General features: G+C 43.0%; 20 protein-coding genes. 9 read left to right on the plus strand and 11 right to left on the minus strand.

What is annotated here, in order from left to right; translation table 11 throughout:
• Positions 1-19: 19 nt before the first annotated feature.
• From AC59JT_RS03375 to AC59JT_RS03410, 8 genes are all read right to left on the minus strand, one after another.
• Complete coding sequence (locus AC59JT_RS03375) at positions 20-1,360, minus strand: hypothetical protein (RefSeq protein ID WP_497396129.1); 1,341 nt, start codon at positions 1,358-1,360, stop codon at positions 20-22.
• Entirely contained in the window at positions 1,357-2,631 is a 1,275-nt protein-coding gene (locus AC59JT_RS03380; protein ID WP_497396131.1) for an ABC transporter ATP-binding protein, read from the minus strand. Before AC59JT_RS03380 ends, AC59JT_RS03375 begins: the two co-directional genes overlap by 4 nt.
• Entirely contained in the window at positions 2,631-3,494 is an 864-nt protein-coding gene (locus AC59JT_RS03385) for an ABC transporter permease (RefSeq protein ID WP_497396133.1), read from the minus strand. Before AC59JT_RS03385 ends, AC59JT_RS03380 begins: the two co-directional genes overlap by 1 nt.
• Entirely contained in the window at positions 3,478-4,608 is a 1,131-nt protein-coding gene (locus AC59JT_RS03390; RefSeq protein ID WP_497396135.1) for a glycosyltransferase family 4 protein, read from the minus strand. The genes AC59JT_RS03385 and AC59JT_RS03390 overlap by 17 nt, the downstream gene beginning before the upstream one ends.
• Positions 4,601-6,385, minus strand: coding sequence for an asparagine synthase (glutamine-hydrolyzing) (asnB, locus tag AC59JT_RS03395; protein ID WP_497396137.1), 1,785 nt, complete (start codon positions 6,383-6,385; stop codon positions 4,601-4,603). Before asnB ends, AC59JT_RS03390 begins: the two co-directional genes overlap by 8 nt.
• A gap of 125 nt (positions 6,386-6,510) precedes the next feature.
• A complete protein-coding gene (locus tag AC59JT_RS03400; protein WP_497396139.1) occupies positions 6,511-7,026 on the minus strand; it encodes a UpxY family transcription antiterminator in 516 nt (171 codons plus the stop codon).
• Between the two features lie 14 nt (positions 7,027-7,040).
• A complete protein-coding gene (locus AC59JT_RS03405; protein ID WP_497396140.1) occupies positions 7,041-9,461 on the minus strand; it encodes a GumC family protein in 2,421 nt (806 codons plus the stop codon).
• The gene (locus AC59JT_RS03410) at positions 9,461-10,237 is read right to left on the minus strand and encodes a polysaccharide biosynthesis/export family protein (RefSeq protein ID WP_497396142.1); all 777 of its coding nucleotides are present in this window, start codon (positions 10,235-10,237) and stop codon (positions 9,461-9,463) included. Before AC59JT_RS03410 ends, AC59JT_RS03405 begins: the two co-directional genes overlap by 1 nt.
• 96 nt (positions 10,238-10,333) lie before the next feature.
• Between AC59JT_RS03410 and AC59JT_RS03415 the strand changes: the two genes are divergently transcribed.
• The 7 genes from AC59JT_RS03415 (at position 10,334) to AC59JT_RS03445 (ending at position 17,274) form a co-directional block, all read left to right on the plus strand.
• Positions 10,334-11,083 carry a glycosyltransferase family 2 protein gene (locus AC59JT_RS03415; RefSeq protein ID WP_497396144.1) on the plus strand — a complete coding sequence of 250 codons (750 nt, stop codon included), beginning with the start codon at positions 10,334-10,336 and terminating at the stop codon, positions 11,081-11,083.
• A gap of 77 nt (positions 11,084-11,160) precedes the next feature.
• Positions 11,161-12,291, plus strand: coding sequence for an MraY family glycosyltransferase (locus AC59JT_RS03420; protein ID WP_497396146.1), 1,131 nt, complete (start codon positions 11,161-11,163; stop codon positions 12,289-12,291).
• Between the two features lie 110 nt (positions 12,292-12,401).
• The gene (gene gap / locus AC59JT_RS03425; protein ID WP_497396148.1) at positions 12,402-13,400 is read left to right on the plus strand and encodes a type I glyceraldehyde-3-phosphate dehydrogenase; all 999 of its coding nucleotides are present in this window, start codon (positions 12,402-12,404) and stop codon (positions 13,398-13,400) included.
• Entirely contained in the window at positions 13,397-13,831 is a 435-nt protein-coding gene (locus AC59JT_RS03430; RefSeq protein WP_497396150.1) for a GNAT family N-acetyltransferase, read from the plus strand. Before gap ends, AC59JT_RS03430 begins: the two co-directional genes overlap by 4 nt.
• A 101-nt stretch (positions 13,832-13,932) precedes the next feature.
• Positions 13,933-15,123: a phosphoglycerate kinase gene (locus tag AC59JT_RS03435; protein ID WP_497396152.1), complete on the plus strand. Its 1,191-nt coding sequence runs from the start codon at positions 13,933-13,935 to the stop codon at positions 15,121-15,123.
• A gap of 276 nt (positions 15,124-15,399) precedes the next feature.
• Positions 15,400-16,569: a Gfo/Idh/MocA family protein gene (locus AC59JT_RS03440; protein ID WP_497396154.1), complete on the plus strand. Its 1,170-nt coding sequence runs from the start codon at positions 15,400-15,402 to the stop codon at positions 16,567-16,569.
• A gap of 264 nt (positions 16,570-16,833) precedes the next feature.
• Entirely contained in the window at positions 16,834-17,274 is a 441-nt protein-coding gene (locus AC59JT_RS03445) for a cupin domain-containing protein (RefSeq protein WP_497396156.1), read from the plus strand.
• Positions 17,275-17,383: 109 nt separating this feature from the next.
• Here AC59JT_RS03445 and AC59JT_RS03450 read toward each other — a convergent pair whose 3' ends face one another.
• From AC59JT_RS03450 to AC59JT_RS03460, 3 genes are all read right to left on the minus strand, one after another.
• Positions 17,384-18,427 carry a serine hydrolase domain-containing protein gene (locus tag AC59JT_RS03450; protein WP_497396158.1) on the minus strand — a complete coding sequence of 348 codons (1,044 nt, stop codon included), beginning with the start codon at positions 18,425-18,427 and terminating at the stop codon, positions 17,384-17,386.
• Between the two features lie 557 nt (positions 18,428-18,984).
• A complete protein-coding gene (gene dacB / locus AC59JT_RS03455; RefSeq protein ID WP_497396160.1) occupies positions 18,985-20,403 on the minus strand; it encodes a D-alanyl-D-alanine carboxypeptidase/D-alanyl-D-alanine endopeptidase in 1,419 nt (472 codons plus the stop codon).
• On the minus strand, positions 20,375-21,823 hold the full coding sequence (locus AC59JT_RS03460) for an APC family permease (RefSeq protein WP_497396162.1): 1,449 nt from the start codon (positions 21,821-21,823) through the stop codon (positions 20,375-20,377). The genes dacB and AC59JT_RS03460 overlap by 29 nt, the downstream gene beginning before the upstream one ends.
• 152 nt (positions 21,824-21,975) lie before the next feature.
• On the opposite strand from AC59JT_RS03460, the gene AC59JT_RS03465 reads away from it, so the two are divergent.
• Positions 21,976-24,216, plus strand: coding sequence for a sodium-translocating pyrophosphatase (locus AC59JT_RS03465; RefSeq protein WP_497396164.1), 2,241 nt, complete (start codon positions 21,976-21,978; stop codon positions 24,214-24,216).
• Between the two features lie 167 nt (positions 24,217-24,383).
• Positions 24,384-25,862: an amino acid permease gene (locus AC59JT_RS03470; RefSeq protein ID WP_497396166.1), complete on the plus strand. Its 1,479-nt coding sequence runs from the start codon at positions 24,384-24,386 to the stop codon at positions 25,860-25,862.
• Positions 25,863-25,934 lie beyond the last annotated feature (72 nt).

Here is a 25,934-nt window from a genome sequence, read left to right on the forward strand (position 1 = left end):
GGTTTATAGGCGTGTACGCCTATATCTTTTTACCAATATATAATATCCTGTTTTCTTCAATCGGCGTAACTGCAATTATCGAAAAGTAATTTTCGAAATGCCGGGTAAACCAAGCTTGTTTATAAAAACCAGGAATAGGAGGGGCCTCTGCGCCATTCCATAATCCTAAAGGCATAAACTCAACAAAAGCGTATTCATCAGTAAACTCGGATATTTTTTTGAAAATTACATCAACATCATACTTGTAGCTAAGTATCAGATGATGTGTCACAGCCAATGCTAATACGGCCTGACTGCGAAACCGCATAGCAGGTCGGCCGGCATTACTTAGTTCTATAGGTTTTATAAAATCCACCAACGCCGGCGAAAGCCTGTCCGCGTGCTTGGAGTTTGCAAAATGATTAAACATTTTATTCGCCGCGTTTTCATCGTAGTCAGTACAGATAATGTGTTTAACCTCGGTGTTATCTAAAATTAAATGGGATAACAAACCCCAGTTGCCGGCAAGTTCTGTAATTGTTTCTATGTTAAGTTCATTTAGCTTCTGCAGTATATGTTTAAACCTGTCAGATATCGTGAACTCGTCATTGGCGATATAATGGTTATGATAATCACCCCATTGCGTTTTTATGTTACTACGATGTAAGCCGTCTAGCTCGGTTTTGCATTGTTGCAGTTTATCAGCTAATGATGCATGTTTTATGGTAGGCCTGTAGATTTTGTTTTTTGCGCGTTTCAACAAATGCTGAGCTTTTGATTGCCTGGATTGCTGAGGTATCGCTACCAGATTGTTGTATTCGGTAGTACTGATACAAGCCAGATCGCTGTCATATAGCAACTTGGCCATTTTGTAGCCTGCACGGTTCCATATATCCAAAGGATATTTAAAATAACCATAAAATTCTTCCAGCGCGTCCCATTGATCAGGATGTTTGATCGGTTTTAAACTTCCCAGATCTATAAAAACGGGTTGACAGCCTTTAAATAAAATATTATAAGGGTGTGCGTCAACAGTTTGATAGTTGTATTTAGCCGCTATGATATTAATATCCAGAATACAAAAACCTGCGGCTTTTATCATGTCAAAAGGCCACTCATATACAAAACTGGTAGGGCTTATTTTATCATGCTGCAATACCGTTTTAAAATGCTTCGTGCTGTGGTCGGTAATTACAGTTGTGGGTATCAGTTGCTTTTCTTCCAGCTCAGTTAGTAAACCTGTTTTTGTCAGTGCTTCTAGTTCAGTAATTCCATCATCTGTTAACCCACGGTATACGCCACCCTCCCAAAAAAATACCCGACCAAATGAATCAAGTATGGAGTAGTCTGAATATTGTATTTCGTGCTCAGGTATGATCATATACTACTTTTAATAGCCCAGCTTTGTTGGGGGATAAACATGTATTGACCCACCGGAAGCTTTCCGCTACCCAAAAAGTCATCATCAATAATGTTAAAGGTGTATGCATTTTGCATGTAATCTGCCATTTCGGTATCAACAAACAAGGCTATGTTTACACTAAAAGTGCCTGATGTTAGCGCAAAGCCATTGGTCAAATTAATAGTTAAGGTACCGTTGCCAGGATATTTTGATGGCATATCAGTGATGGTATCGCTGTCAAAAAATATTACGGGCGCTCCCAATTCGTTGTAAATACCAATCAGTACTTTACCAAAAAACTCCTGTTTGTCCGATACATAGTTTAGCGTAAACTGCAAGGTTTCTTTATTGCCGATACTCCCATCAGAAGGCTGATCATTTATATCAAATGCCATGATCTTTGCTGCACCGTTGCCTGAGCGGTCTGTACGACTGGCAATACTTAACAGGCTGGTGCTTACAACACTTTTATGATACCTGCTGATAACCGTATTGGTATCGTTATATTCTAAAAGGCTCCCATTATTCAATAAAATGCTTTTTTGGCAGAGCGAACTAATAGTCGTCATGTTGTGGCTTACAAATAACACGGTGCGTCCTTCGCCTTTACTTACATCGCTCATTTTGCCAAGACATTTTTTCTGAAATTCAACATCGCCCACGGCTAGAACTTCATCTACTATTAATATTTCAGACTCCAAATGAGCTGCAACAGCAAACGCCAGGCGTACATACATGCCCGACGAGTATCTTTTTACAGGCGTATCAACATAGCGTTCAACCCCCGAAAATGCTACTATCTCGTCAAACTTGCGTTTAATTTCGGCCTTGCGCATGCCTAAAATGGCACCGTTAAGGTATATATTTTCGCGGCCTGTCAGATCAGGATGAAACCCGGTGCCGACTTCAAGCAAACTGGCTATGCGGCCCTTTACTTTGACATATCCGGTGGTAGGGGCGGTAACCCTGCTCAATATCTTTAGCAATGTACTTTTGCCTGCGCCGTTTCGACCAATTACGCCAACAGCATCGCCTTGTTCAATTTCAAAATCGAGGTCTTTTAAGCTCCAGACTACATCGCTGTCGCCTTTTACAGATCTGTCGTTGGCTTCGCCGATCTTTAAGTAGGGATCATCTTTGCCGCGCAATTTTGCCCAAAAACGTTCCAGATCTTTTGAAAGTGTGCCCGTGCCAATTTCGCCCAGTTGATAGGCTTTTGACAGGTCTTCTACTTTTATAGCAACAGGCATTAAACAGTATCTATAAATGTGCGTTCAACCCGGTTAAATACCAGTATACCCGCTAATAAAATAATAAAGGTGGTAACAGTAGTAACTGCCAATGATGTAAATGTAAACGTACCCTGACCTAGAAAACCATACCTGAATGCTTCAATTATAGGTGTCATGGGGTTAAACTCAACCAACCATTGATACTTGGGGTATTTTTGTTTTACCACCGATAGAGGATAAACTACAGTAGTTAAATACATCATTAACTGAATGCCGAAGGTTACCAGGAAGCTTAGGTCACGATATTTAGTGGTCATTGCCGAAATGATCATTCCCAATCCCAGGCCAAGCATTGCCATCAACGATAATAAGAACGGAAACAACAATAAATAACTATTGGGATTAACAGGAGTGCCCTTAACCAGGTAAACGCCCATAATTACCAAAAACAAAAGCATTTGTACGCCAAAGCGAATAAGGTTTGACACCACTATGCTTAACGGAACGATAAGCCTTGGGAAATAAACTTTGCCAAATAAGCCAGCGTTGGTTGTAAAAACAGATGACGTTTTGGTTAAACAATCGGCAAAATAGTTCCAGGCGGTAATGCCGGCCATATAGAAAAGCGGTTGTGGTAAACCATCAGTTGATATATTGGCCAGGTTGCCGAAAATAAAGGTATAAATTACCGTAGTAAACAAAGGCTGAATAAAGAACCACAGCGGGCCAAGTATAGTTTGCTTATAAAACGATACAAAATCGCGGCGCACCAGCAATACCAGCAGATCGCGGTAATGCCAAACATCGCGCAGTTTAAGGTTAAACAAACCTGCTTTAGCGCTAATCTCAATATCCCAATCTTCTTTAGTTGGTTGGTTCATTTCTTAGCATATTTTCTAGTTTGTTAATATAATCGACCTCATTAAAATAGTGCAGGCATCGTTCCTGCAAATGCTTACGCAAATCTGTTGATGGCGGATTTTGTAAAGCTGATGTTATTGCGTCTTCAAGTTCTACCAGGTTATCCGGGTCAACGGCCTTACCCAACTCTCCGTTCCTGATAGCATCTAAACTACCATCAACATTGCCGCAAATTACAGGCAAACCGCATGCTATGGCTTCTATAAACACTATCCCGAAGCCTTCTTTAATACTTGGTAACACAAAGGCATCAGCCATTAAAAAATGCTCGGTTAGCTCATCTTCTTCAATATAACCTGTTAACACAACCTGTTGTTCAACGCCGTGTTTGTTGATCATGTCTTTTATACGTGCTTCTTCTACACGATCGTGTTTACCCGATAGCACGTACTTGATATGCGGAAACTTAACTTTTAATTTATCCAGTATCTTGATCACCTGCTCATAACCTTTATATTGCTCGGTAGCCGCAAGGCGTGTTAAGGTAAAGAGCACCAGGTCGTCGGATTTTAATCCGTACCGCTCCAGTATATGCGCGGGTTTTTTAAAGTCGACAGGCAACTTCATAAACGGGTCTATGGCATTGTTCAATACTTCGCACCTATTAGTATCTATAGGGTGCCAGCGGGCAATCTCATGTTTGGTAAAAGTGCTTACGCAAGCAATTTTATCACAACTATTAAGCAGCTTTTTTTTGAAGTACGATAGCGGCCGCCACACCTCAATACCATGGGCTATAAGCCAAACCCGGCACTTTGGATTAATGGCTTTAGCCAACACACCAATTATAGCCATATTTACATGGGTTATAACTATAACATCCGTGTTGGGTACCTGCTTTAATGATTCAAGTATGAATTTGCCACGCTTAATAGTAAAGCCTTTAAATTTTTTGGCTGATAGATATTGAGGGATCAGATCATTACTATTATCGTACAGCGACCATAGTTTAAATCCCCAGTTATTGCGCGCCGCCACTTCATTAAGTGCATGTGCAAGCGTACGGGTCATTTTTTGTATGCCGCCTGTGGTGCTAAATGTTTGTAAACTTAAAAGCAGTATGTTTTTAGGCATGGCGATTTACCTGGTAAAGTGCAAAGGCTTTTGACCAATGCACTTCGTTGTTATTAAATTTTTTGATGATTTGCCTGCTATATCCACTGTATCGGTTTTCATCGGTCATATCTTCGTTAACACGCATCCAGTCCTGCAACGGGAAGCTGAAGCCCATTTTTTTTCTATTCCAAACATCGGCCGGTAAAATATCTTTAAAACTGTCAATAAGTAATTTTTTACTTACGCGTTTATCAAACCTTATTTGGGGCGATATACGGTTTACTATATTTTGAAAATCCTCATCCAAAAGTGGTACCCGTACCTCAAGGCCATGCGCCATGCTCATTACGTCAGTATCGCGCAAAAGCTGATTTTGCATATATAAATTGGTTTCAAACCAGGCAGCCTGCTCCGGGTTATAGGCTCTGAAATTTGACGTAATGTTTTCTGAAAACAAAACACTACATACTTCTTGCTCGCTGCAGCTAAGTATTGCTGCAATATCAATTGGAGTGAATAAACCGCGTAAAAAAAGGTAGTCGGCAACTGGATGTTTATAGGTTAGGTAGGCTATTTTTTTGTAACGATCTGAAGCAAAATTTACTACCGACTTTAAAAACGACGTTGGTATTTTACGCAGGTGGCTGATATATTTTATCCGGTTAAATGATGGATAACCACCAAAAAGCTCATCGCCGCCTATGCCAGATAGTACTGCCTTTAATCCATCCTGATGCGCATATTTGCTAATAAACCAACTATTAACGCCATCTGTAGTAGGCATATCCATTGCATTCAATATTTCCGGGAAAAATTGCTCAAAGTCGGCTTGCTTAACCAGGTGATTAAATTTTTCGCCATTAATTTTATCAGCCACTAACTCCTGGTAAGCATGCTCATCATATTGCTTTTCATTAAAAAACAACGACACCGTTTTTAACTGATCATGCTTTTCTTCGTTGGCCAACAGTGTAATAAGGCTTGAATCAATACCCCCGCTTAAAAATACACCGATTGGCGCATCGGCTATTAGCTGGCGTTTTATAGCGGCTTTTAAATTTGTAAATACTAACTGCCTTGCCTCTTCAATGTTGTTTATTTTATTGGCTGAAGCATTTATTTGATAAGAAGTTATATTATATGATTTGGTGTTGTGGTCCCAGCAAAGAAAATGTCCTTTAGGCAGGTTAAATGCATTTTTTAAGTTGGTTTCGGGTTCGGGCACATGGCCGTAGGCCAGGAATTTAATAAGCCAGTTTTTGTTAGCTTCGGTAGCTACCCCGGCTTGTTTTAAAGCCTTTACCTCTGATGCGAAGCTTAGTTCGCTGTCATTGATGAAATAATATAAGGGTTTAACTCCCGAAGAGTCTCGTACTAAATAGGTTATCGCTCTTTCAGTATCATAAAGCGCAAAAGCAAACATGCCGCGTAACCTGGCAAAGCCTTGTGTGCCCCAATGTAAGTATGCCTGTACAATTACCTCCGTATCGGTGTTTGATCTAAACTGTGCGCCTTTTGCAGTCAGTTCAACTTTTAACTCGAGGTAGTTATAGATCTCGCCATTAAAACTTATCCAGGCCCGGTTGTTTACATCGGCCATAGGCTGACGTCCGTTTTTACTCAAATCTATAATAGAGAGCCTTCGATGGCCTAAGACCATACTGACCTCTGTAAACGCCTGGATGCCTTCATCGTCGGGGCCGCCATGCTGCAATGCCTTACACATGGCGCTAACCTTGTTGTAGCGCTCGTTTTGGCTTAGTTTATCAGATATTATACCTGCTATCCGGCACATTTTGTGGTCTGTTCATAGCTTCGCCCCGTAAGTCACATTTTTAATTGTAACTTATTAATTATCAGTTGTTTTATTTACTGATGCTATGTGGTGTCGGCGCTAAAGCGCCATTGATAAATATATCGTTAAAATCTTTCTATTAATGCTGCTGCAACGTTTACAATAATAGAGCAGCCTAAATTATCAAGCCTTAAAACCAATTGTTTTTGCGACCTGTATGATATCATTTCGCCGATCATGCCTTTTAAGGTTCCTGCCTTAATGATAACCTTTTCGCCGGCTTGTAAGTTTTCTTCGGTTATTTGTAATTCATAAGGGCTGGCCATTAATAACTTCAAATCGGCTATTTGCCTGTCGGGCATTGACGTTATCTGGTTCGAGAAATAGAGAAAACGGGATATACCCCTGGTCATCAACACCTCGGTTTGCTGCTGCTCGTTAATATTTACAAATAAGTATGATTTGATAAATGGTTCTTCCACCCATTTTTTACGGTCGCTCCACTGTTTAAGTTGGCGGTTTAATGGCAGGTAAGCGTCAAGGCCCTTATTTATCAAAGCCTCGTATGCTTTTTTTTCGGCCCGGGGCTGTGTATAAACCGGATACCACTTCTTAGTGTCGGTATTCAATAATAATGACATTTCAGCTTATAATATTATTTGAACCAACGTGTTATATCCCACCATTTTTTTTCATCCTGATCTACATAATAACCCGAGCTTTCATAACCCGAGTAATCAGAATAATAGTAATATTTGGTATTGTAATTTCCACCGGTAAACTTGGTGGTGTAATAACGCGAGTGCAAGATATCTTCCTCAAATGCATTCAGTATAATCACACTGTTATCTAAATGATATTCCTGCGCTATACGTTGAGGTATTGTTGCCGAGTAATATTTTGACTTGCCTGATCGTATAACAAATACGTTAATATCGCTTATCCTGATCAGCGGTATAGCGTCTGAAACTAAGCCAACAGGCGCCGTATCGACCATGACAATATCATACCTGCCCTTTAATTCGTTAAGCAAATTTACCATACGTTCCGAGTGTAGTAATTCTGAAGGGTTAGGTGGTACGGGGCCTGATGGAATAAAATCAAGATTATCCTGATCGGTATGAATAATAATGTCGTCAATTGAGTTTTGATGAGCCAGGTAATTACTAAGGCCTATATCGTTAGGTAACTGAAAAGTTTTATGCAGTTTTGAACGACGAAGGTCGGCCGCTATAATAACCACCTTTTTATCAATTAGCGAGATGGTACTTGACAGGTTTACCGCCACAAATGATTTACCCTCGCCGGCAACTTCTGATGTGATGCAGATAACTTTGCTATGTTTTTCAGAAGCAAGGAAATTTAAGTTGGTACGTACAGATCGTACCGATTCGGCAAAGATGGACCGGGGTTTACTTAAAGCCAGTATCTGCGTGCTGTTTTCGTCAATTTTATAAGGGAATTTGCGTATTACGCCAATGATTGGTATGGTGGTAAGGCTCTCAATTGTTTCCTTATCATAGATAAACGGATTTAGTATCCTGATCAACACAATAGCCGCCAGGCCAAGCGCAATACCCAGCAATAGGGCTTTTCTTTTAATATCAGCCTCATTAGGCGATACCGGCCCAAAATTGGGGTGTGCGGGTTCGATTATACTAGCCCCCGTTAAAATTGCCGACCTGCTTATTTGTGCCTCTAGTTTTTTCTCGGACAGGAAAGAATATACTTTTTCGTTTACCTCGAAATCACGGTTCAAGCCAGCTAAACTGCGCTCGGCAACCGGCAGGCTTGCAATTTTTTGATCGGCCTGTACGAGTTGCTTACTTAAGTCATTGAGGCTTTTTTGTACACGATTCCGGGTAGCGCTTATATTATCATAAGCTTCATTTTTTACCTGTAATATCCGACGGTTAATTTCGGCAATCTGGGGCGAATTAGCATTATAAATGCCTAGTAATGCACTACGTTCGTTTATTAAGTTATTTAAACTTGTAACAAGGCTGGCAAGCATAGGATCAACGGCGCCTTCGTAATTAAAATTAACGTTAACGTTGTTTTTTTCGCGGTCTATCTGTTGTTTCAACAGATCTGTAGCCTCCAGCTGAATTTTAAGAAGGGAACGCGATGATTCGATCTCGGTGGCTTTAGTAAGAGCCGCTTGTGAAAGCGACCCCAGGTCTATCATTTTAGAGCTTTGTTTAAAACTGGCGATTGAATTTTCAGATCCGCGTACTTTGCCGGTTAAAGTATCCAGTTGCTTATCAATAAAATTAATCATTTGCGTAGCCGATTCGGTTCTGTGCTCACGATCATAAACCAGGTACTCCTTCATTATTGAGTTTAAAATATCAGCCGCGAATTCGGGATTCGAATCTGTTACCGATAAATTAATAATGTTTGAGTTTTTGGCCACCTCGCTGGTACGCAAACCGCCTAAGGCTCTGCCCAGGAAAGTTTCGGGCGTATTAAAGCGAAAAAGGAAAACCGCGTTTGCGCTGATCTCGCCCGGATAACTTATGGTGAACGCTGTGTTGCCAATATTAACGGCTGTATTGTACTGATAATCTTTTTTTAGCGTTTTATCGCCTGCCTTGTAGCTTAGGTTAAATGAGTTTTTATCTACAGGCTTAAATGTTATCAGGTCTGAATAGTAGCTAAGACTGTCAAACTTTATAATGTTTATGGTAAGCGGCTTGTGCGGATAGATCTCGCTTGTTCTAACACGCCCTTCCACATAAAAGCTAACGCGGTAATCCAGGTTTTTTATAGCGCGTAACACCAGGTTTTTACTCTGTATCACAAAAAGTTCGCCCTGTATACGTGATGGACCTTTCTCAGAACTGGTGATAACACTTGCCAGTTCAGATATTTCCGATCGCTTTTCATCAAACTTCATGGTAGCGCCGGTAGCATATATTTTAGGCGTGTACCATAAATACAAATGTGCGGCTATCATACAAACTAAAACTGAGCCCGCTATCCAATACCAGCGGCTTGTAAGTATTTTAAGTATCTTAAAATAGTCTATTTCCTGGTTAGGTAACTTCTGCTCTGTTCTATTTATTTCTTCCATTATCGGCGGGCAAGCGTAAATATAATAAGTGCAGTATTAAACACTATAAGTGCAGGCTGTATAATTGTCGAAAAGGTAGTAACCTTTTCAGATCGTATAGCTCTTTTATTTTGCGATACGTATACAATATCGTCACTCTGAATAATGGTTCTGGGGTCGGCCAGCGATCTGATATCACTCATATCTATCTCAATAACCGTAGGGTTAGTTTTGTCGCCACGTATAATTTTAACATTCTTCTCATTTGCCCTGTCTGTAAAGCCGCCCGCTTCACCAAGCAATTGCACCAGCGTGGTTTTGTCTTTAACCAATACGTAATTCCCCGGCGACCTTACCTCGCCTAAGAATGTAACCTTTAGGTTAACTATTTTAACTTCAAATATTGGGTTCTTTAAATAGTCTTTGCTGTATAGTTTTTCCAGGTATGTGGTAACTTCGCCCCGCGTTAAGCCCGCAACACGTAACCTGCCTATGCCTGTCAAAGCAATAGTGCCGTCATCTTCTACCGTGTAATTGGTAGGCTGTGTTGCAAATGATGCCGTCATGCTGCTGCCTGCCGCGGCTGTAAGATCAATCAGGGTCTTGTCGTTCTGTATGTTCCTGATTTGTAGTATATCCTGCGGCTGGATGCGATAATTAGCTATATTTGCGTAGTTTTTTTGCGGTAGCGTGTCGGCAGCAATCCTTTTTTGCTCAAAAAGTATCTGGTCTTGTTTATAGGAGCACGAGGCAAAAAGCAGCCCTAAAAGCAAATAAAAAAAAATAAGGTGGCGCATATTCACAGTATAGTTCTGCTTGTTTATTTTACAATATAATGTGCATTAACCCCAAAATTACGCAATTGTAGTTACACTACGCTTATTTTTTTCAGAGTGCAGGCTTTAAAAATATCATTAATTACAGTTACCTATAATGCCCAAAATACAATTAAACGTTGTATTGAGTCGGTTATAGCCCAAACTTATCAAAACGTTGAATATATTATTATAGACGGCAACTCTACAGATAATACTGTACCAATTATTCAAGGTTACCAACAGTATGTACATGTTTTCGCGTCCGAGCCCGACGATGGTATATATGACGCAATGAACAAAGGCATCAAATTTGCAACTGGTGATGTGGTAGGTATACTTAATGCCGATGATGTTTTTGCGGCCGATGATATACTTAGTAGTGTGGCACAGGCTTTTACCGACAGCAATGCCGACGTACTGTATGGAGATTTGGTATATATAAAACCAAATTTAGATACTGTACGTAAATGGAGGTCGGGAGCATACAGCCACGGCATGTTTAACTGGGGATGGATGCCCCCACACCCTACTTTTTACTGTAAAAGAGTGTTATTTGACAAACTGGGTTCATACAACTTAAAATACGGCACAGCTGCCGATTATGAGTTAATGCTAAGGTTTTTACATGCAAATAAATTAACTGCATGTTACTTAAATAAAACAATGGTTAAAATGAACACGGGAGGAGTGAGTAATAAGTCGTACCTTAACCGCCTAAATGCCTGGCGGTTTGACTATAAGGCAATGGGGAATAATGGGGTTTTTTTTCCCCTATTGTGTGTAATTTTTAAACCGGTTAGAAAGGTCGGTCAGTATATTAAATAGAAAATTAATAAAATGTTGAGATGTTGGTAACTATAGACCAGTTACTTTTAACCACTTGATAGATTTGCTTAATAATTATGTTAGTACCGCTTACTGTTAATTATATGATGGAGCTGCTGCACAGTAACAATATTGCCTACCACCTGGGCATTGTTGCATTTGCGGCGCTTTTATCGTGGGCGGCTATTCCATCAATCCTGCATGTTGCACGTGCCCGTCATTTATATGACGATATAGGCCATTTCCGCAAACAGCATGACCATGGCATACCCCGTTTAGGCGGCGTAGCTATTTTTGTAAGCTTTACCATAACGGCATTGATATTTAGCATGATAGACAGGGCATTCCCTGTTGGCTACTTGCTTACCGCCAGTATGATATTGTTTATAATGGGTTTAAAAGATGATCTTTCGGGCGTAAACTCAAGTACCAAATTCTTTATTCAATCCATAGTGGCCTTGATACTGGTACTACCGGGTAATATCAGGCTAACCAGTATGTACGGAATTTTTGGTTTATATGAACTGCCTTTTGTTATAAGCTGTATGCTATCGGTACTTGTAATTATTATGGTGATAAACGCCTTTAACTTAATTGACGGTATTGACGGCCTGGCAGCTACCACGGGTATGTTGGTAAATACGGTTTTTGCCATACTGTTTGCTTATATTAACCAGTACGAACTGGCCGCTATTTCATTGATAATGGTAGGTGCTATAGGGGGCTTTCTGAGGTACAACATTACCCCGGCAAAAATTTTTATGGGCGATACTGGTTCGTTGTTTATTGGTTTAATATCTGTTGTGATGGCCATTAAATTAATCGAACTGAATAAGTTTACTTCAGCCGGCGATCCGCAGATCTACTCGGCGCCAGCCATTACTGTAGCTATATTAATAGGGCCCATATTTGATACTGTACGCGTATTCTTTTTACGTATCATTAACGGCATATCGCCTTTTACGGCCGATAGAAACCACATTCACCACCGCATGCTAAGGTTGGGTTTTAATCATCTGCAAACTACTTTTATATTGTTGGGTATAAATATTATTTCAATAGGGTTAGCTTTGCTATTCAGAAACCTGGGTAACTTTGCCCTTATCTTTATCATATTTGCACTATCGATGTTGTGTAATTGGATGGTAACCTTTTTCATCCGTTCAAAAGAACGAGAGTGCTACGCGCTTCGTAATTTGATCGTTTAGCCCCCCGCCTTAGTACCTCACCATTTCTTAATCTTAATGTCTGTTTTTGACGTAATTTATTGGTGCTTTAGTATTTTGGTTAGCTTTGCATCCACATCAACCCGAAAACAATGAGAATAGCCATTAACGGTTTCGGACGCATAGGCCGCATATTTCTTCGTAACATTTTAGCAAAACCCGGCATTGAGGTAGTGGCTATAAATGACCTGACGGATACTCAAACCCTTGCCCATTTATTTAAGTATGATTCGGTGCACCGCGGTTTTAAAGGCGGTGTTACATTTGATGCAGATAACCTCTATATCAACAAAAAACAAATAAAAGTACTGGCCGAAAAAGACCCCGGATCACTTCCCTGGAAAGAGCTGAGCATCGACCTTATTATTGAGTCAACAGGTAAATTTACCTCGCGTACAGGAGCCGAAAAACATCTTACAGCGGGCGCAAAGCAAGTGATCATATCCGCGCCATCAACAGATAAAGACGTACCTACGGTGGTTTTGGGAGTTAATGACGATAGTGTTGACTTAAGTTCGCCCATCCTATCCAACGCATCATGTACCACCAACAACGTGGCCGCTATGGTAAAGATACTGGATGATAACTGGGGTATTATAGACGGCTACATTACCACCGTACACTCCATGACCGGCGACCAAAGCTTGCACGATACCCCGCATAAAGATCTTCGCCGTGCACGTGCCGCATCAGCATCCATCATCCCAACCACAACGGGTGCTGCCAAGGCCATCACCAGTATATTTCCACACCTGGAAGGTAAACTGGGTGGGGCAGGTATCCGCGTGCCGGTGTTAAATGGTTCGTTGACAGATTTTACCTGCATCCTCAAACAACAACCCACAGTTAGCGTTATTAATGCGGCTTTTAAAAAAGCTGCTGAAAACCAATTGAAAGGCATTTTAGAGTATACCGAAGATCCGATAGTATCTTCAGACATACTGGATAATCCGCACAGCTGCATCTTTGACGCCCAGCTAACCAGCATAGTAGGAGGGCTGGTAAAAGTTGTGGGTTGGTATGACAATGAAATGGGCTACTCAAGCCGTTTGGCCGATGTGGTTGATAAAATATACCTAAACAATAAATGATAAAATTCATCACTGTTGACGAACTGTTACCCTTGCGCAATACCGTATTGCGCGAAGGCAAATTAACTAACGACCAATGCCGTTTCCCCACAGATAATGTGGAAGGCAACTTTCATCTCGGATACTTTATAAAAGGTAAACTGGTTTGTGTAGCATCGTTTCACCCCGAAAAATATGGCGAATTTCAAGGCACCGGCTATCAGCTGCGCGGCATGGCTACTGCCGATGGCTATCGCGGACAAGGCATAGGCAACCAACTGGTAAACTTCGCTATCGTATACCTGCAAGGCCAAAAGGCCGCTTACCTGTGGTGCAACGCCCGCAAGGTGGCTGTTAAGTTTTACAAGGGCCTGGGTTTTGAAGTCATATCGCCCGAATTTGAGGTGCCCGGCATAGGCCCGCATTATGTTATGTATGTTAAGATACAGTAACGTTTTCGCTAAATTTTAAACCTTTTTAACATTTATCGGCCGTTTTTCGGAATAAAATACCCATTTTGGCGCCTCAATAATTCACACTACTAACAATGAGTATGAAAACAATCGATCAAATCAATTTTTTGGGTAAAAAGGCGCTAATTCGCGTTGATTTTAACGTTCCGCTGGACGAGAATAACAATATTACTGATGATAACCGCCTAACCGCGGCTGTTCCAACTATCAAGAAAATACTGAATGATGGTGGCATGGTAATACTGATGTCGCACCTGGGCCGCCCTAAAAATGGTCCGAATGAGAAAGATTCTTTAAAACACGTTATCCCGCATTTGTCTGATCTGTTAGGTCAGCAGGTAGAGTTTGCTAATGACTGTATTGGCGAAGAAGCTACCCAAAAAGCTAAAGAGCTTGAAAAAGGCGAAGTGTTATTGTTAGAGAACCTGCGTTTTTATAAAGAAGAGGAAAAAGGTGATAAAGAATTTGCAGGCAAACTGGCTGCCCTTGGCGATGTTTATGTAAACGACGCTTTCGGTACCGCGCACCGTGCACACGCTTCAACCGCTATAGTTGCCGAGTTTTTCCCTGATGCTAAATACTTTGGCTACGTAATGGCTGCCGAACTGGCTAACGCCGAGAAAATATTGAACGGTGCCGAAAAACCTTTCACCGCTATTATGGGTGGTTCAAAAGTGTCTGACAAGATCGAACTGATCGAGAAACTGCTGGATAAAGTTGATAACCTGATCATCGGTGGTGGTATGGCTTATACCTTCGCTAAAGCAAACGGCGGTAACATTGGTACATCACTGGTTGAACTGGACAAACTGCAATTGGCGCTTGATCTGGTTCAAAAAGCAAAAGACAAGGGCGTTAACCTGTTATTGCCTTTAGATAACATTACAGCCGACGATTTTAACCCTAATGCCAATACCGGCGTAGCTAAAACAGGCGAAATACCTGATAACTGGATGGGTCTGGACATCGGCCCTGAAACTGTTGCGTTGTTCAGCAAAACCGTAGCCGAATCAAAAACTATCCTTTGGAATGGCCCGATGGGTGTTTTCGAAATGGAGAAGTTCCTGCATGGCACTAAAGCTATTGCCGAAGCCGTAGTAGAAGCAACCCGTAACGGCGCGTTCTCACTAATTGGTGGTGGCGATTCTGCGGCAGCTGTATCAAAATTCGGTTTAACAAAAGATGTTAGCTACGTATCAACAGGTGGCGGCGCATTGCTGGAATACATGGAAGGTAAAGTATTACCGGGTGTGAAAGCGATAAACGAATAGACCTCTCCCCAACCCCTCTCCAAAGGAGAGGGGCTTTAAATTATTCAAGAGCCTCGTTTTATCGGGGCTTTTGTTTTGCACTTAAACGCGGTGTTAAAGCAACTCCGCGAGGCAACAAAGTTCCCCTCTTGAGAGGGGACGCGTAAGGCTGTGAAGTGGAAGGGGTGTGTTATTATAGCGATAAACTATTAACTGGATATATTCTTCACAATACTTTCCGTCAAAATTTGACGGCCTAAATCTTATTTTGCACTTTTATTAAAAAAAAATAAATACATGAACAAAAGAAAACTTCGTATGGGAATGATCGGTGGGGGTAAAGACGCTTTCATCGGCGCTATACACCGGCTTGCCATAAACATGGACGGACAAGTTGAATTGGTTTGCGGCGCTTTAAGCATAAACCCTGAAGTAGCCCAGGACAGCGGGAAATCATTATTCCTGCCAGACGACCGTATTTATACATCGTATATTGATATGCTTGACAGCGAGGCAAAGCGCCCGGCACACGAGCGTATTGATTTTGTAACCATCGTTACACCAAACTTTGCACACTTCGCGCCAGCTATGAAAGCCCTTGATTGCGGCTTTAACGTGGTTATAGAAAAACCCATCACCTTTACACTTGACGAGGCAAAACAATTAAAGCAAAAACTGGCCGAAACCGGCCTGATGCTATTGCTTACGCATACCTACGCAGGTTACCCGCTGGTTAAAGAGGCCCGCGAGATCATCAAAGCCGGCAGGCTTGGTAAAGTACGCAAGATATATGTAGAGTATTTACAGGGCTGGTTAAGCCGTCTGTCTGAGCGGGAAGGTAACGCGCAGGCATCATGGCGTACAGATCCATCAAAATCAGGCAAAGCCGGTTGCATGGGCGATATAGGCACCCACGCAGCGCATTTGGCCGAGTACGTATCGGGCTTAAAAATTACCGCGCTAAACGCCGCCCTTACCACGGTGGTTGATGGCCGTATGCTTGATGATGATGGTGCTGTTTTGCTTCAGTTTGAACAAAATGTTACCGGTAACCTGATAGCCAGCCAGGTAGCCGCCGGCGAAGAAAACTCGCTTAAAATACGGGTATACGGCGAAAACGGTGGTTTAGAATGGTCGCAAATGGAACCTAATACTTTAACGCTGCGTTGGTTGGATAAACCGGCCGAAACCCTGCGTGCAGGCGGTGGTTATACCGACAGGCTATCAAAAAGCGCCACGTCAAACTGCCGCACACCGGGTGGGCACCCCGAAGGATACCTGGAAGCATTTGCCAACCTGTATAAAAACTTTGTGCTGGCCCTTGGCGCAAAAATTGAAGGCAGACAGCCTGAACCGGAATGGTTGGATTACCCTTCGATAGAAGAAGGTATACGCGGCATGGCGTTTATTGATAACGTAGTAGCATCTAACGCCAGCAACGAAAAATGGACAACTTATACCATATAGGTATTATTGAACTATAAAATTTAAAAAGGCTTCCCGTGAGGGAGGCCTTTGTTTTTTTCGTCAAACCTTCCCGGAACGTCATAACGATGAACGAACGTCGTTATCCCCGATATGACGATCTGGCGTTTACCTTTCTCAAGGGGATAGCTACACTGCGTTCGCAATGACGTTGTGGCGGGCGTTTGAACGACTTGATACTTGATACTAGCTACTCAATACTTACCAAAAAAACCTATCTTTAAATACCAAATAACCCTTACCAAAATGACCAAACGAGAAATTACCTTTGTGGCCTTAACCGCTGCCATTATGTGCATCCCTATGGCGATGATAGCCGCATATTCGCAAAAACCTATCATGAGCTCAAGCGTATTTGACTGGAACGATATGAAGGTGAACAAAACCGCCGTGGGCGAAGTACGACCGGTATTTGACGCGGAAACCAAAACCCTGCCTAACCTGGAATGCCACATAACTACCCTAAAACCCGGCGAAATGGCCCATGCCGCACACCAGCATCAAGACGAGGAAATACTCATCATTAAAGAAGGTAATGTAGAATGCCTGGTAAACGGTCAGTTTAAACGCGCCGGCCAGGGTTCCATCATTTTCCAGGCCTCCAATATTCCCCACAGTATCCGTAATGTGGGCACTACACCATGTACTTATTTTGTGGTAAAGTTTGATACGCAGGGGAAGAAGTAGGTTAGTTGATTAGTGATTTGTTGATTAGAGATTAGTTTTTCTTTGACTTATTCTAAACGAAAAACCACCAGCGAGACGTATGCGGGAGCGATAAGAAATAGCATAAAGCCTATTTCTTCGTCTCAATATCTACAATAGCCTGTCCTTGCTTGCCCAGATATCCGGCAATAAGCCCCGGGTAAAGTTGCATGCCATTTTCAGAATTGGTAAAGATGATCAGCGCCCGTTTTGATCTGGGAAAAATAAAGCTCATCGTGTGCACGCCGGGGTCATGCCCGCCGTGCGATAGGGCGTACTCGTTACCGCCTATCGGGTCGTATATGGCCCAGCCCAGCCCCATGTATACGCCTGGCTTGGTTTGCACCTGGTGGCTCGCCATTTCGTTAAACAGCTTCGGTTTAATACCTCCGCCACGCAGCATCCATTCAATAAATCTGGTATAGTCGGGTATGGTAGTTTTTAGCAGGTCGGCAGCATTGGCTTCATCGTTTTTTATGGGTCGCAGTTGTTCGCCGTTTTTGCCGAAGGGGTAAGCAAAGTGATATTCATCGGCCACATTCCAGGTTAAATGGCTGTCGGTCATTCCCAACGGTTTAAATATGATCGAGTCGGCCAGTTGGGCGAGGGTGCGGTGGAACTTACGCTCCAAAGCATGGCGCAGGTATTCAAAGCCCTCGCCCGAGTATCCGTATTTGCTGCCCGGATCGGCCTGGAAAGCAAGCTTGCCGCCCGGCAATTGCGAACGCCAGTTAGGGAAGCCACTGCGATGCGTTAAAATATGGCGGGTAGTTAGGTTTTTGCTTCGCGGATCGTCTTTGAGGTCGGGGTCGGTCCAGTATTGGGCCAGGGGAGCATCTAACTTCCATTTACCGGCGTTCACCAGGTTAAGCGTAACCATAGTGGTAATAGTTTTGGTGATGGATGCCACATTGAACACGGCGTTCATTGGCGCGGCAACACCGGGTTTCAGATCGCCATAAACCTTCATGGTTTTTACCTTACCGTTTTCAATATACGACAGGCCCAGGGCGGGAATCTTGTTTTTTTGTAACCAGCCAATAACTGCCGACGAATCCTTCAAATCAACAGGGACATCCTGCGCTTTAACAGTTTGCGCAAGCAGTAACAATATAAATAAGCGGATGTATTTCATAACAAACTTTTGTTGTTAGACTACAAAGATTTTGATTGGGTTACACCAATTCTGGCGCAAGTCTTAGCGCGCCGGCAGTGTGTTGGGCTGACTTGTGCCCTGCATCAGCACAAGTCAGGCATCACGCTTAGCCTTTCGGGCTAAGATTTGCGCTAAATTGTGAATGTTTTTTTCAGTAAACTGATTGTCAATTATATACGGTATTTTCACAGCTAAACTTACTGACTTTTAAGCCTGAGCCAAAATAACTCAAAATTATTAAAATATTTATTTTTGATTATCAGGTACTTAATTGAATTTTAGCTATAAAAATCCTGACTTATATGTCTGCGCCACATTGCGCCGCTTTTTTGATCAAATATTTGATAATCAAAGTTTTATTAAAATTTAGTGCGCCACTTGCGCCACATTAAAAGTGGCGCACCCTTGGTTTGGGTGTTTCTCTTGTCGCCTTGATAACACAGCCCTGCCTTTGCTCGGGCCATCGCGCCCCCTCTCAAGAGGGGAATTGAATTTGCAGCATCCAAGTAACTAATCTCCAATCAACCAACCTCTAATCACTTCATTTCATCCAACACCCTAAACATCTTCTCCCTGATGTTCTTCCCACTGCCATTGTAGTTGTTCACCATAATGCTGAAAACCAATTGGCGGCCCTGGTGGGTTTGGTAGCCGGTGTAGGCTTGTACGTTGTGTATGCTGCCGCTTTTCATGTGCATATCGTTGTAAAGGGGCAGGCTTTCATAAAAATCGTTATACCATGCTTCTTTAGTAGCCGATTGCATGATGTTGGCTATGGTTTGGCTAGTAATACGGTTTTGTGGCGACAGGCCGCTGCCGTCGGCCATGTCCATAGCATTAGGGTCAAGGCCCCGGGTTTTCCAGAAATTTTGCAGGGCCTCTACACCGTTGGTGGTTGATGCTTCTTTGCCGCTTTTAAAGGCGATGGCTTTAAGGAGTTCTTCGGCGTAAAGGTTAAGGCTTTTACGGTTGGTCCAGTATACTATTTGGCTTAGGCTTGGCGAGGTGAGGGTTGCCAGCGTAGCGCCGATAGCCGGTGTTGTAAGGCCTTTGGCAGCTAGCGTAAGGCTTGACTCGGATGTGCCGGTTACCTGTATGCCCAGTCGGCGCAACGTATCTAAAATGCGGAAGGCGGCATCGTAAGCAGGGTCGGGATAGGCTGCGGTTATCAGTTTCTTGGTTTGATCAATAGCATAAGTGCCGCGCAGGTACATGAGGTTGGTTACGCCCGCCGGTAAATAGGGGTAGGCGTTGTCGCCGCTGCCTGCCGCGCCGGTAGTTAGTTCGCTTTTATAAGTTAGATACGGCGTAGCCGGATCGGTACCCGCCACCTTAATAGCCGAACCAACAGGCCCTGTTTTTAAGTTAATATCAAACTGGTTTTCGTGCCAGCAAAGGGCCGTCGCGCCAGCACCGTAATAGGTACCGAGGTCCTGCCAGATCCAGCCATCGGGTATGTTTTGGGTGCCGTAAGCGGTATCATCGCCAATGATACGTCCGTTTATCTTTTTGATGCCTGCCTTTTTGATGGCGGATACCAGTGTGCGTAATACGGCCGCATGGGTAGTGTTTTCCCAGCGCCAGCTGCCCAGGGTAGGGTCGCCTGTACCGCGGAGGATCAGGTCGCCGTTAAGGGTGCCGTTGGTGATGATTCCGGTGTAACCGAAAGGAGTTTGGTATTTAAAATCCTTCCCCAACACATTAAAAGCCGTAATGGTAGTAACGGTTTTTAGGGTTGAGCCGGGTGCCATACCCACATTGGGGTTAAGAGCATACACCTGTTCGCCCGTTTTAGCGTCGAGCACGGTTAGGCTTACGGTGCCGTATTTGCATTGGGCATCGGCCTGTAATTTATTAGCCGCCGCAGCCAGTTTGGTCTGCAGCGGTGTTTGTGCCCATAGCGGGCTTGATATCAGTAATAAAAAACTAAACAGGATTTTCGATCTGTTCCTCATTCTTCGAAAAATACTTCGTTATATAATAAATAGGTATCCCTATCAGCACCACTACTAAACCACCGGTTGAGTATTCTGGTTTGTAAACCAATAACAAAATACAAAACGCCAGGCCTAATAGTATGTAAATGGCAGGCAATACCGGGTATCCCCAGGCTTTGTATGGCCTGTCGGCATTAGGGTGCTTAGCGCGTAAAATGTATATGCCGATGATGGTAAGCATGTAAAATATAACTACTACCAGCGAAATCATGTCCAGCAAATTACCATACGTGCCGCTCAGGCATAGTACCGATGCTACCGCACATTGTATCCATAAGCCAAACTCGGGTACCGAATTTTTATTAAGGGTACCGGTACGTTTAAAGAATAGGCCATCCTTAGCCATGGTATAATAAACCCTTGCTCCGGCCAGTATTAAGCCGTTGTTGCAACCAAAGGTCGATATCATGATCATCACAGCAATAACATAAGTACCAATGTTACCAAATATAACATGCGAAGCTGACACAGCAACGCGGTCCTTCTCGGCAGTGGCAATATCGTGCAGGGGCAGTACGCCGGTGTAAACCAGGTTCATGCTTACATAAATTATAGTCACTATCAGTGTACCTAAAAATAAGCTCAGGCCAATATTGCGTTGTGGGTTACGCATCTCGCCGGCTATAAAGGTTACATTGTTCCAGGCGTCGCTGCTGAAGATAGAGCCCACCATTGAAGCCGCGATAGCACCCAAGGCAGCGCCCATTACGTAGTTTGATGTAGTGTTATCAGGATTCAATTTATGCAGATCCCAGGCGTTGGTCCAGTTGGCGGTCCAAACGTCGCCTTTCAGCATGATCAAACCAAATACGATCAGACCGAATAAGCTGGCCAGCTTGGTTATGGTAAAGGTGTTTTGTATCAGTTTACCGCTCTTAACGCCTTTGGTATTGATATAGGTAAGAAATATGATCAATATAATAGATACCAACTGCGCGGCGTTTAGCTTAAACTGGTAGCTGCCTATCATGGTAGTAAATAAAATATTATCCTCGCTTACAGCAGGTATTAAATAAGCTGTGAATTTGGAGAAGGCCACACCCACAGCAGCTATAGTACCCGTTTGTATAACGGCAAAAAAGCTCCAGCCATAAAGAAAAGCGATCAGTTTGTTATAAGATTCTTTAAGATATACATATTGGCCGCCTGCTTTAGGGAACATGGCACTTAGCTCGCCATAGCTTACGGCAGCGGTTAAAGTCATGAAACCGGTTATCAACCAAACGGCAATCAACCAACCTGATGAGCCAACATTACGTATAATGTCGGCACTAACAATAAAAATACCCGAGCCTATCATGGAGCCCGCTACCAGCATGGTACCGTCAAGCAAACCCAGTGAAGCTTTTAATTTTGTTGGTTGAGAATTTTCGCTCATAAATTGTGATTGTTTAAGCATCTAAGCTATTTAAAAAACTTTATAATTGACAGGCTATTGTAAAGAAATTAAGTTTTACTATTTTGCAAAACCAATTACGATAATAAACTTAACCTAACATAAACTTAAAAAATAATAACTAACTGATTTATATGGATTTTTTGAACACTTACTTAATTTATTTGATCCCTGTTTTGGGTTTGATAGGGATCCTCTCTATGATCGTGAAGTCGGCCTGGGTAACTAAACAGGAAACCGGCGACGCGTCGATGAACGAATTGGCGGGCTACGTGGCCGACGGTGCCATGGCATTTTTACGTGCCGAGTGGAAGGTACTGGCTTACTTTGTGGTGATAGCCGCTATTTTATTAGGCTGGAGCGGTACTACGGTTGCAACTTCGCACCCCATCATTGCCGTATCATTTTTGATTGGTGCTTTTCTTTCCGCTTTCGCGGGATACCTGGGTATGCGTATAGCTACTAAATCAAACGTACGTACTACGCAGGCTGCTAAAACCAGTTTGGCACAGGCGCTTAAAGTATCATTTACAGGTGGTACAGTTATGGGCCTTGGCGTTGCCGGTTTAGCTATTATAGGTTTAGGTTCGTTGTTCATTGTATTTTATACCATGTTTGTTACCAGCAAAGGCCAAAGCGTTAATGGCGAGGCTATGGCACAGGCGCTTGATGTGTTGGCCGGTTTCTCGTTAGGTGCCGAGTCAATCGCGCTGTTTGCCCGTGTAGGTGGTGGTATATACACCAAAGCTGCCGACGTAGGCGCCGACCTTGTAGGTAAAGTAGAAGCAGGTATCCCCGAGGATGATGTCCGTAACCCTGCAACCATTGCCGATAACGTAGGCGATAACGTAGGCGACGTAGCAGGCATGGGTGCCGATTTATTCGGATCGTACGTTGCTACCATGTTAGCTACCATGGTACTTGGTCGTGAGATCGTATCTAATGACGTGTTCGGCGGTATTGCGCCGGTTTTATTACCGATGGTAATTGCGGGTTTAGGCTTGATATTCTCTATCGTAGGTGCTGCTTTTGTCCGTATTAAAAATGAGACTGACAGCGTGCAAAACGCGCTTAATATAGGTAACTGGGCATCTATCGTTTTCACAGCTATTGCTACTTATTTTGTAGTACAGTGGATGCTGCCAAACGAAACCCTGCACTTAACCCGCGACCTTGATGCTAACGGTGCCCTTAAACCAGGTTCGTTAGAGTTTACTAAGAACGGTGTGTTTGGTTCTATCGTGGTAGGTTTAGTGGTTGGTACTTTAATGTCAATAATTACCGAGTATTATACCGCTATGGGTAAACGCCCGGTATTAAGCATTATAAAACAATCGTCAACAGGTCACGCTACCAATATTATTGGTGGTTTGGCTATTGGTATGGAATCAACCGTGTTGCCTATCCTTGTATTGGCAGCAGGTATTTATGGTTCATACTATTTCGCAGGGTTATATGGTGTGGCTATCGCGGCAGCAGGTATGATGGCTACTACAGCTATGCAACTGGCTATAGACGCTTTTGGGCCGATTGCCGATAATGCAGGTGGTATCGCCGAAATGAGCCAATTGCCACCGGAAGTACGTCACCGTACAGATAACCTGGATGCCGTAGGTAACACTACTGCGGCTACAGGTAAAGGTTTCGCTATCGCGTCAGCAGCGTTAACTTCACTGGCTTTATTCGCGGCCTTTGTGGGTGTTGCGGGCATTGAGCATATTGATATTTATAAAGCCAACGTATTGGCAGGTTTATTTGTGGGTGGTATGATTCCGTTCATCTTCTCGGCATTGTGTATCTCGGCTGTTGGTCGTGCTGCTATGGCGATGGTAGAAGAGGTTCGTCGCCAGTTCCGCGAGATCCCGGGCATTATGGAATACAAAGCAAAACCTGAGTACGAGAAATGCGTGGCTATCTCAACCCAGGCTTCTATCCGTGAGATGGTAGCGCCGGGTCTGATCGCTTTGATCACGCCAATCGTTGTAGGTTTCCTTTTCGGTCCGGAAGTGTTAGGTGGTTTATTAGCCGGTGTAACCGTATCAGGTGTATTGATGGGTATTTTCCAAAGTAACGCAGGTGGTGCATGGGATAACGCTAAAAAATCATTCGAAAAAGGTTGCGAGATCAACGGCGAGATGTACTACAAAAAATCAGAACCGCACAAAGCATCAGTTACTGGTGACACCGTAGGCGATCCGTTTAAAGATACATCAGGCCCATCAATGAACATCCTGATCAAGCTGATGTCAATCGTATCATTGGTTATTGCGCCGCACTTAAACACAACTACCAATCATACAGCGCAAACTCAAAAAGAAATTAAAGCAAAAACTATTACCATTACACACGTTATCAAAACTGATAAAAAAGCGTAATTATATCATTTAGATCATATAAAAGGGATGCCTTCAGGGCGTCCCTTTTTTGGTTTGGAAACACAATTTTTTTAAGATTGTTTACCACAATTTCGTCACATTATTTTTTGGAAAAAATTACCTATGTTTGGGATACATTAACTGAAATTTATTAACTAACAATTTTTATGAGATTCAAAAAACCTCTAGACGCTTTATTGAAAGAAGCCGCCGAAAGCGGTGAAGGGACATTAAAGCGCACCCTGGGCAGTTTTAACCTGGTTACGATGGGTATCGGCGCAATTATTGGTGCCGGTTTGTTTTCGTTAACCGGTTTAGCCGCAGCTAATAACGCGGGTCCGGCTGTTACTATTTCGTTTATTATTGGCGCTATAGGTTGTGCGTTTGCAGGCCTTTGCTACGCCGAGTTTGCCAGTATGATACCTATTGCAGGTTCGGCATATACTTATTCATACGCCACCATGGGCGAATTTGTAGCATGGATAATCGGCTGGGATTTGGTGTTAGAATACGCCTTAGGTGCCGCTACGGTTTCGATCAGTTGGTCGCAGTACCTCATTAAGTTTCTCCATTATTTTGATATAACGATACCGCCCCAGCTCACCATGTCGCCATGGGAAAGTGCCACTTTGGTTGATGGTACTGTAGTACACGGTATTATGAACCTACCTGCCGTATTTATCATTGTTTGTCTTTCATTATTGCTGATCAGAGGTTCAAAAGAATCTGCAGTGGTAAACAACACCTTGGTTATATTGAAGGTTGCTGTAGTATTAGTATTTATTATAGTAGGCTGGCAGTTTATCGACTCTAAAAACCACACCCCATACATCCCTGAAAATACAGGTGTTTTTGGTGAATTTGGCTGGTCGGGTGTGTTACGTGGCGCTGGCGTGGTGTTCTTTGCCTTTATTGGTTTTGATGCCGTATCAACCGCTGCACAAGAAGCGAAAGACCCAAAACGCGGCATGCCAATAGGTATCATCGGTTCGTTACTGGTTTGTACACTGTTATACGTGCTGTTCTCGCACGTAATGACCGGTATAGCTAACTATACCGAATTTAGAGACAGCGCGGCACCGGTTGCTATCGCGATAGCTAAAACGCCTTATGCCTGGTTACAGGAAGGTATCATCGTGGCTATCCTTGCCGGTTACACATCAGTTATTTTGGTGATGTTAATGGGCCAGTCGCGTATATTCTTTACCATGTCAAAAGACGGTTTGTTACCTAAAGTATTTTCTAAAGTTCACCCAAAATTCCATACGCCATATAAATCAAACTTGTTCTTCGCAGTGTTCGTGAGCTTGTTTGCAGCATTTGTGCCGGTTAAGGTAGTAGGCGAGATGGTGTCAATTGGTACTTTGTTCGCTTTCGTACTGGTATGTATAGGTGTAATGGTAATGCGTAAAAGCGACCCTAACACTCCACGTCCGTTCAAAGCACCTTGGGTACCTTTCGTGCCAATTGCAGGTATTTTGATCTGTTTATCAATGATGGTCGCTTTACCGTTAGATACCTGGATACGTTTAGCTGTATGGATGGGCCTTGGTTTAGCCATATACTTTGCCTACAGCAAGCACCACTCTGTTATACGTAACGGAGGCTTGGTTGTACCAAAAGATCCTGAGCCGCCAATGGCTTAGTAAAATATCATTTTAAACAAAAAAGGTTCTGATTGTCAGAACCTTTTTTGTTTTTATAGCTTTTATGGTGGT

The organism is Mucilaginibacter sp. A3364, from assembly GCF_059690715.1.

Coding starts and splice junctions, on each gene's coding strand:
- AC59JT_RS03450 (WP_497396158.1), bottom strand. CDS start 18,427: ATGAAATACATCCGCTTATTTATATTGTTACTGCTTGCGCAAACTGTT.
- AC59JT_RS03420 (WP_497396146.1), top strand. CDS start 11,161: ATGTTAGTACCGCTTACTGTTAATTATATGATGGAGCTGCTGCACAGT.
- AC59JT_RS03390 (WP_497396135.1), bottom strand. CDS start 4,608: ATGCCTAAAAACATACTGCTTTTAAGTTTACAAACATTTAGCACCACA.
- asnB (WP_497396137.1), bottom strand. CDS start 6,385: ATGTGCCGGATAGCAGGTATAATATCTGATAAACTAAGCCAAAACGAG.
- AC59JT_RS03470 (WP_497396166.1), top strand. CDS start 24,384: ATGAGATTCAAAAAACCTCTAGACGCTTTATTGAAAGAAGCCGCCGAA.
- AC59JT_RS03405 (WP_497396140.1), bottom strand. CDS start 9,461: ATGGAAGAAATAAATAGAACAGAGCAGAAGTTACCTAACCAGGAAATA.
- AC59JT_RS03400 (WP_497396139.1), bottom strand. CDS start 7,026: ATGTCATTATTATTGAATACCGACACTAAGAAGTGGTATCCGGTTTAT.
- gap (WP_497396148.1), top strand. CDS start 12,402: ATGAGAATAGCCATTAACGGTTTCGGACGCATAGGCCGCATATTTCTT.
- AC59JT_RS03440 (WP_497396154.1), top strand. CDS start 15,400: ATGAACAAAAGAAAACTTCGTATGGGAATGATCGGTGGGGGTAAAGAC.
- AC59JT_RS03430 (WP_497396150.1), top strand. CDS start 13,397: ATGATAAAATTCATCACTGTTGACGAACTGTTACCCTTGCGCAATACC.
- AC59JT_RS03410 (WP_497396142.1), bottom strand. CDS start 10,237: ATGCGCCACCTTATTTTTTTTTATTTGCTTTTAGGGCTGCTTTTTGCC.
- AC59JT_RS03445 (WP_497396156.1), top strand. CDS start 16,834: ATGACCAAACGAGAAATTACCTTTGTGGCCTTAACCGCTGCCATTATG.
- AC59JT_RS03380 (WP_497396131.1), bottom strand. CDS start 2,631: ATGCCTGTTGCTATAAAAGTAGAAGACCTGTCAAAAGCCTATCAACTG.
- AC59JT_RS03375 (WP_497396129.1), bottom strand. CDS start 1,360: ATGATCATACCTGAGCACGAAATACAATATTCAGACTACTCCATACTT.
- AC59JT_RS03385 (WP_497396133.1), bottom strand. CDS start 3,494: ATGAACCAACCAACTAAAGAAGATTGGGATATTGAGATTAGCGCTAAA.
- AC59JT_RS03460 (WP_497396162.1), bottom strand. CDS start 21,823: ATGAGCGAAAATTCTCAACCAACAAAATTAAAAGCTTCACTGGGTTTG.
- AC59JT_RS03435 (WP_497396152.1), top strand. CDS start 13,933: ATGAAAACAATCGATCAAATCAATTTTTTGGGTAAAAAGGCGCTAATT.
- AC59JT_RS03465 (WP_497396164.1), top strand. CDS start 21,976: ATGGATTTTTTGAACACTTACTTAATTTATTTGATCCCTGTTTTGGGT.
- dacB (WP_497396160.1), bottom strand. CDS start 20,403: ATGAGGAACAGATCGAAAATCCTGTTTAGTTTTTTATTACTGATATCA.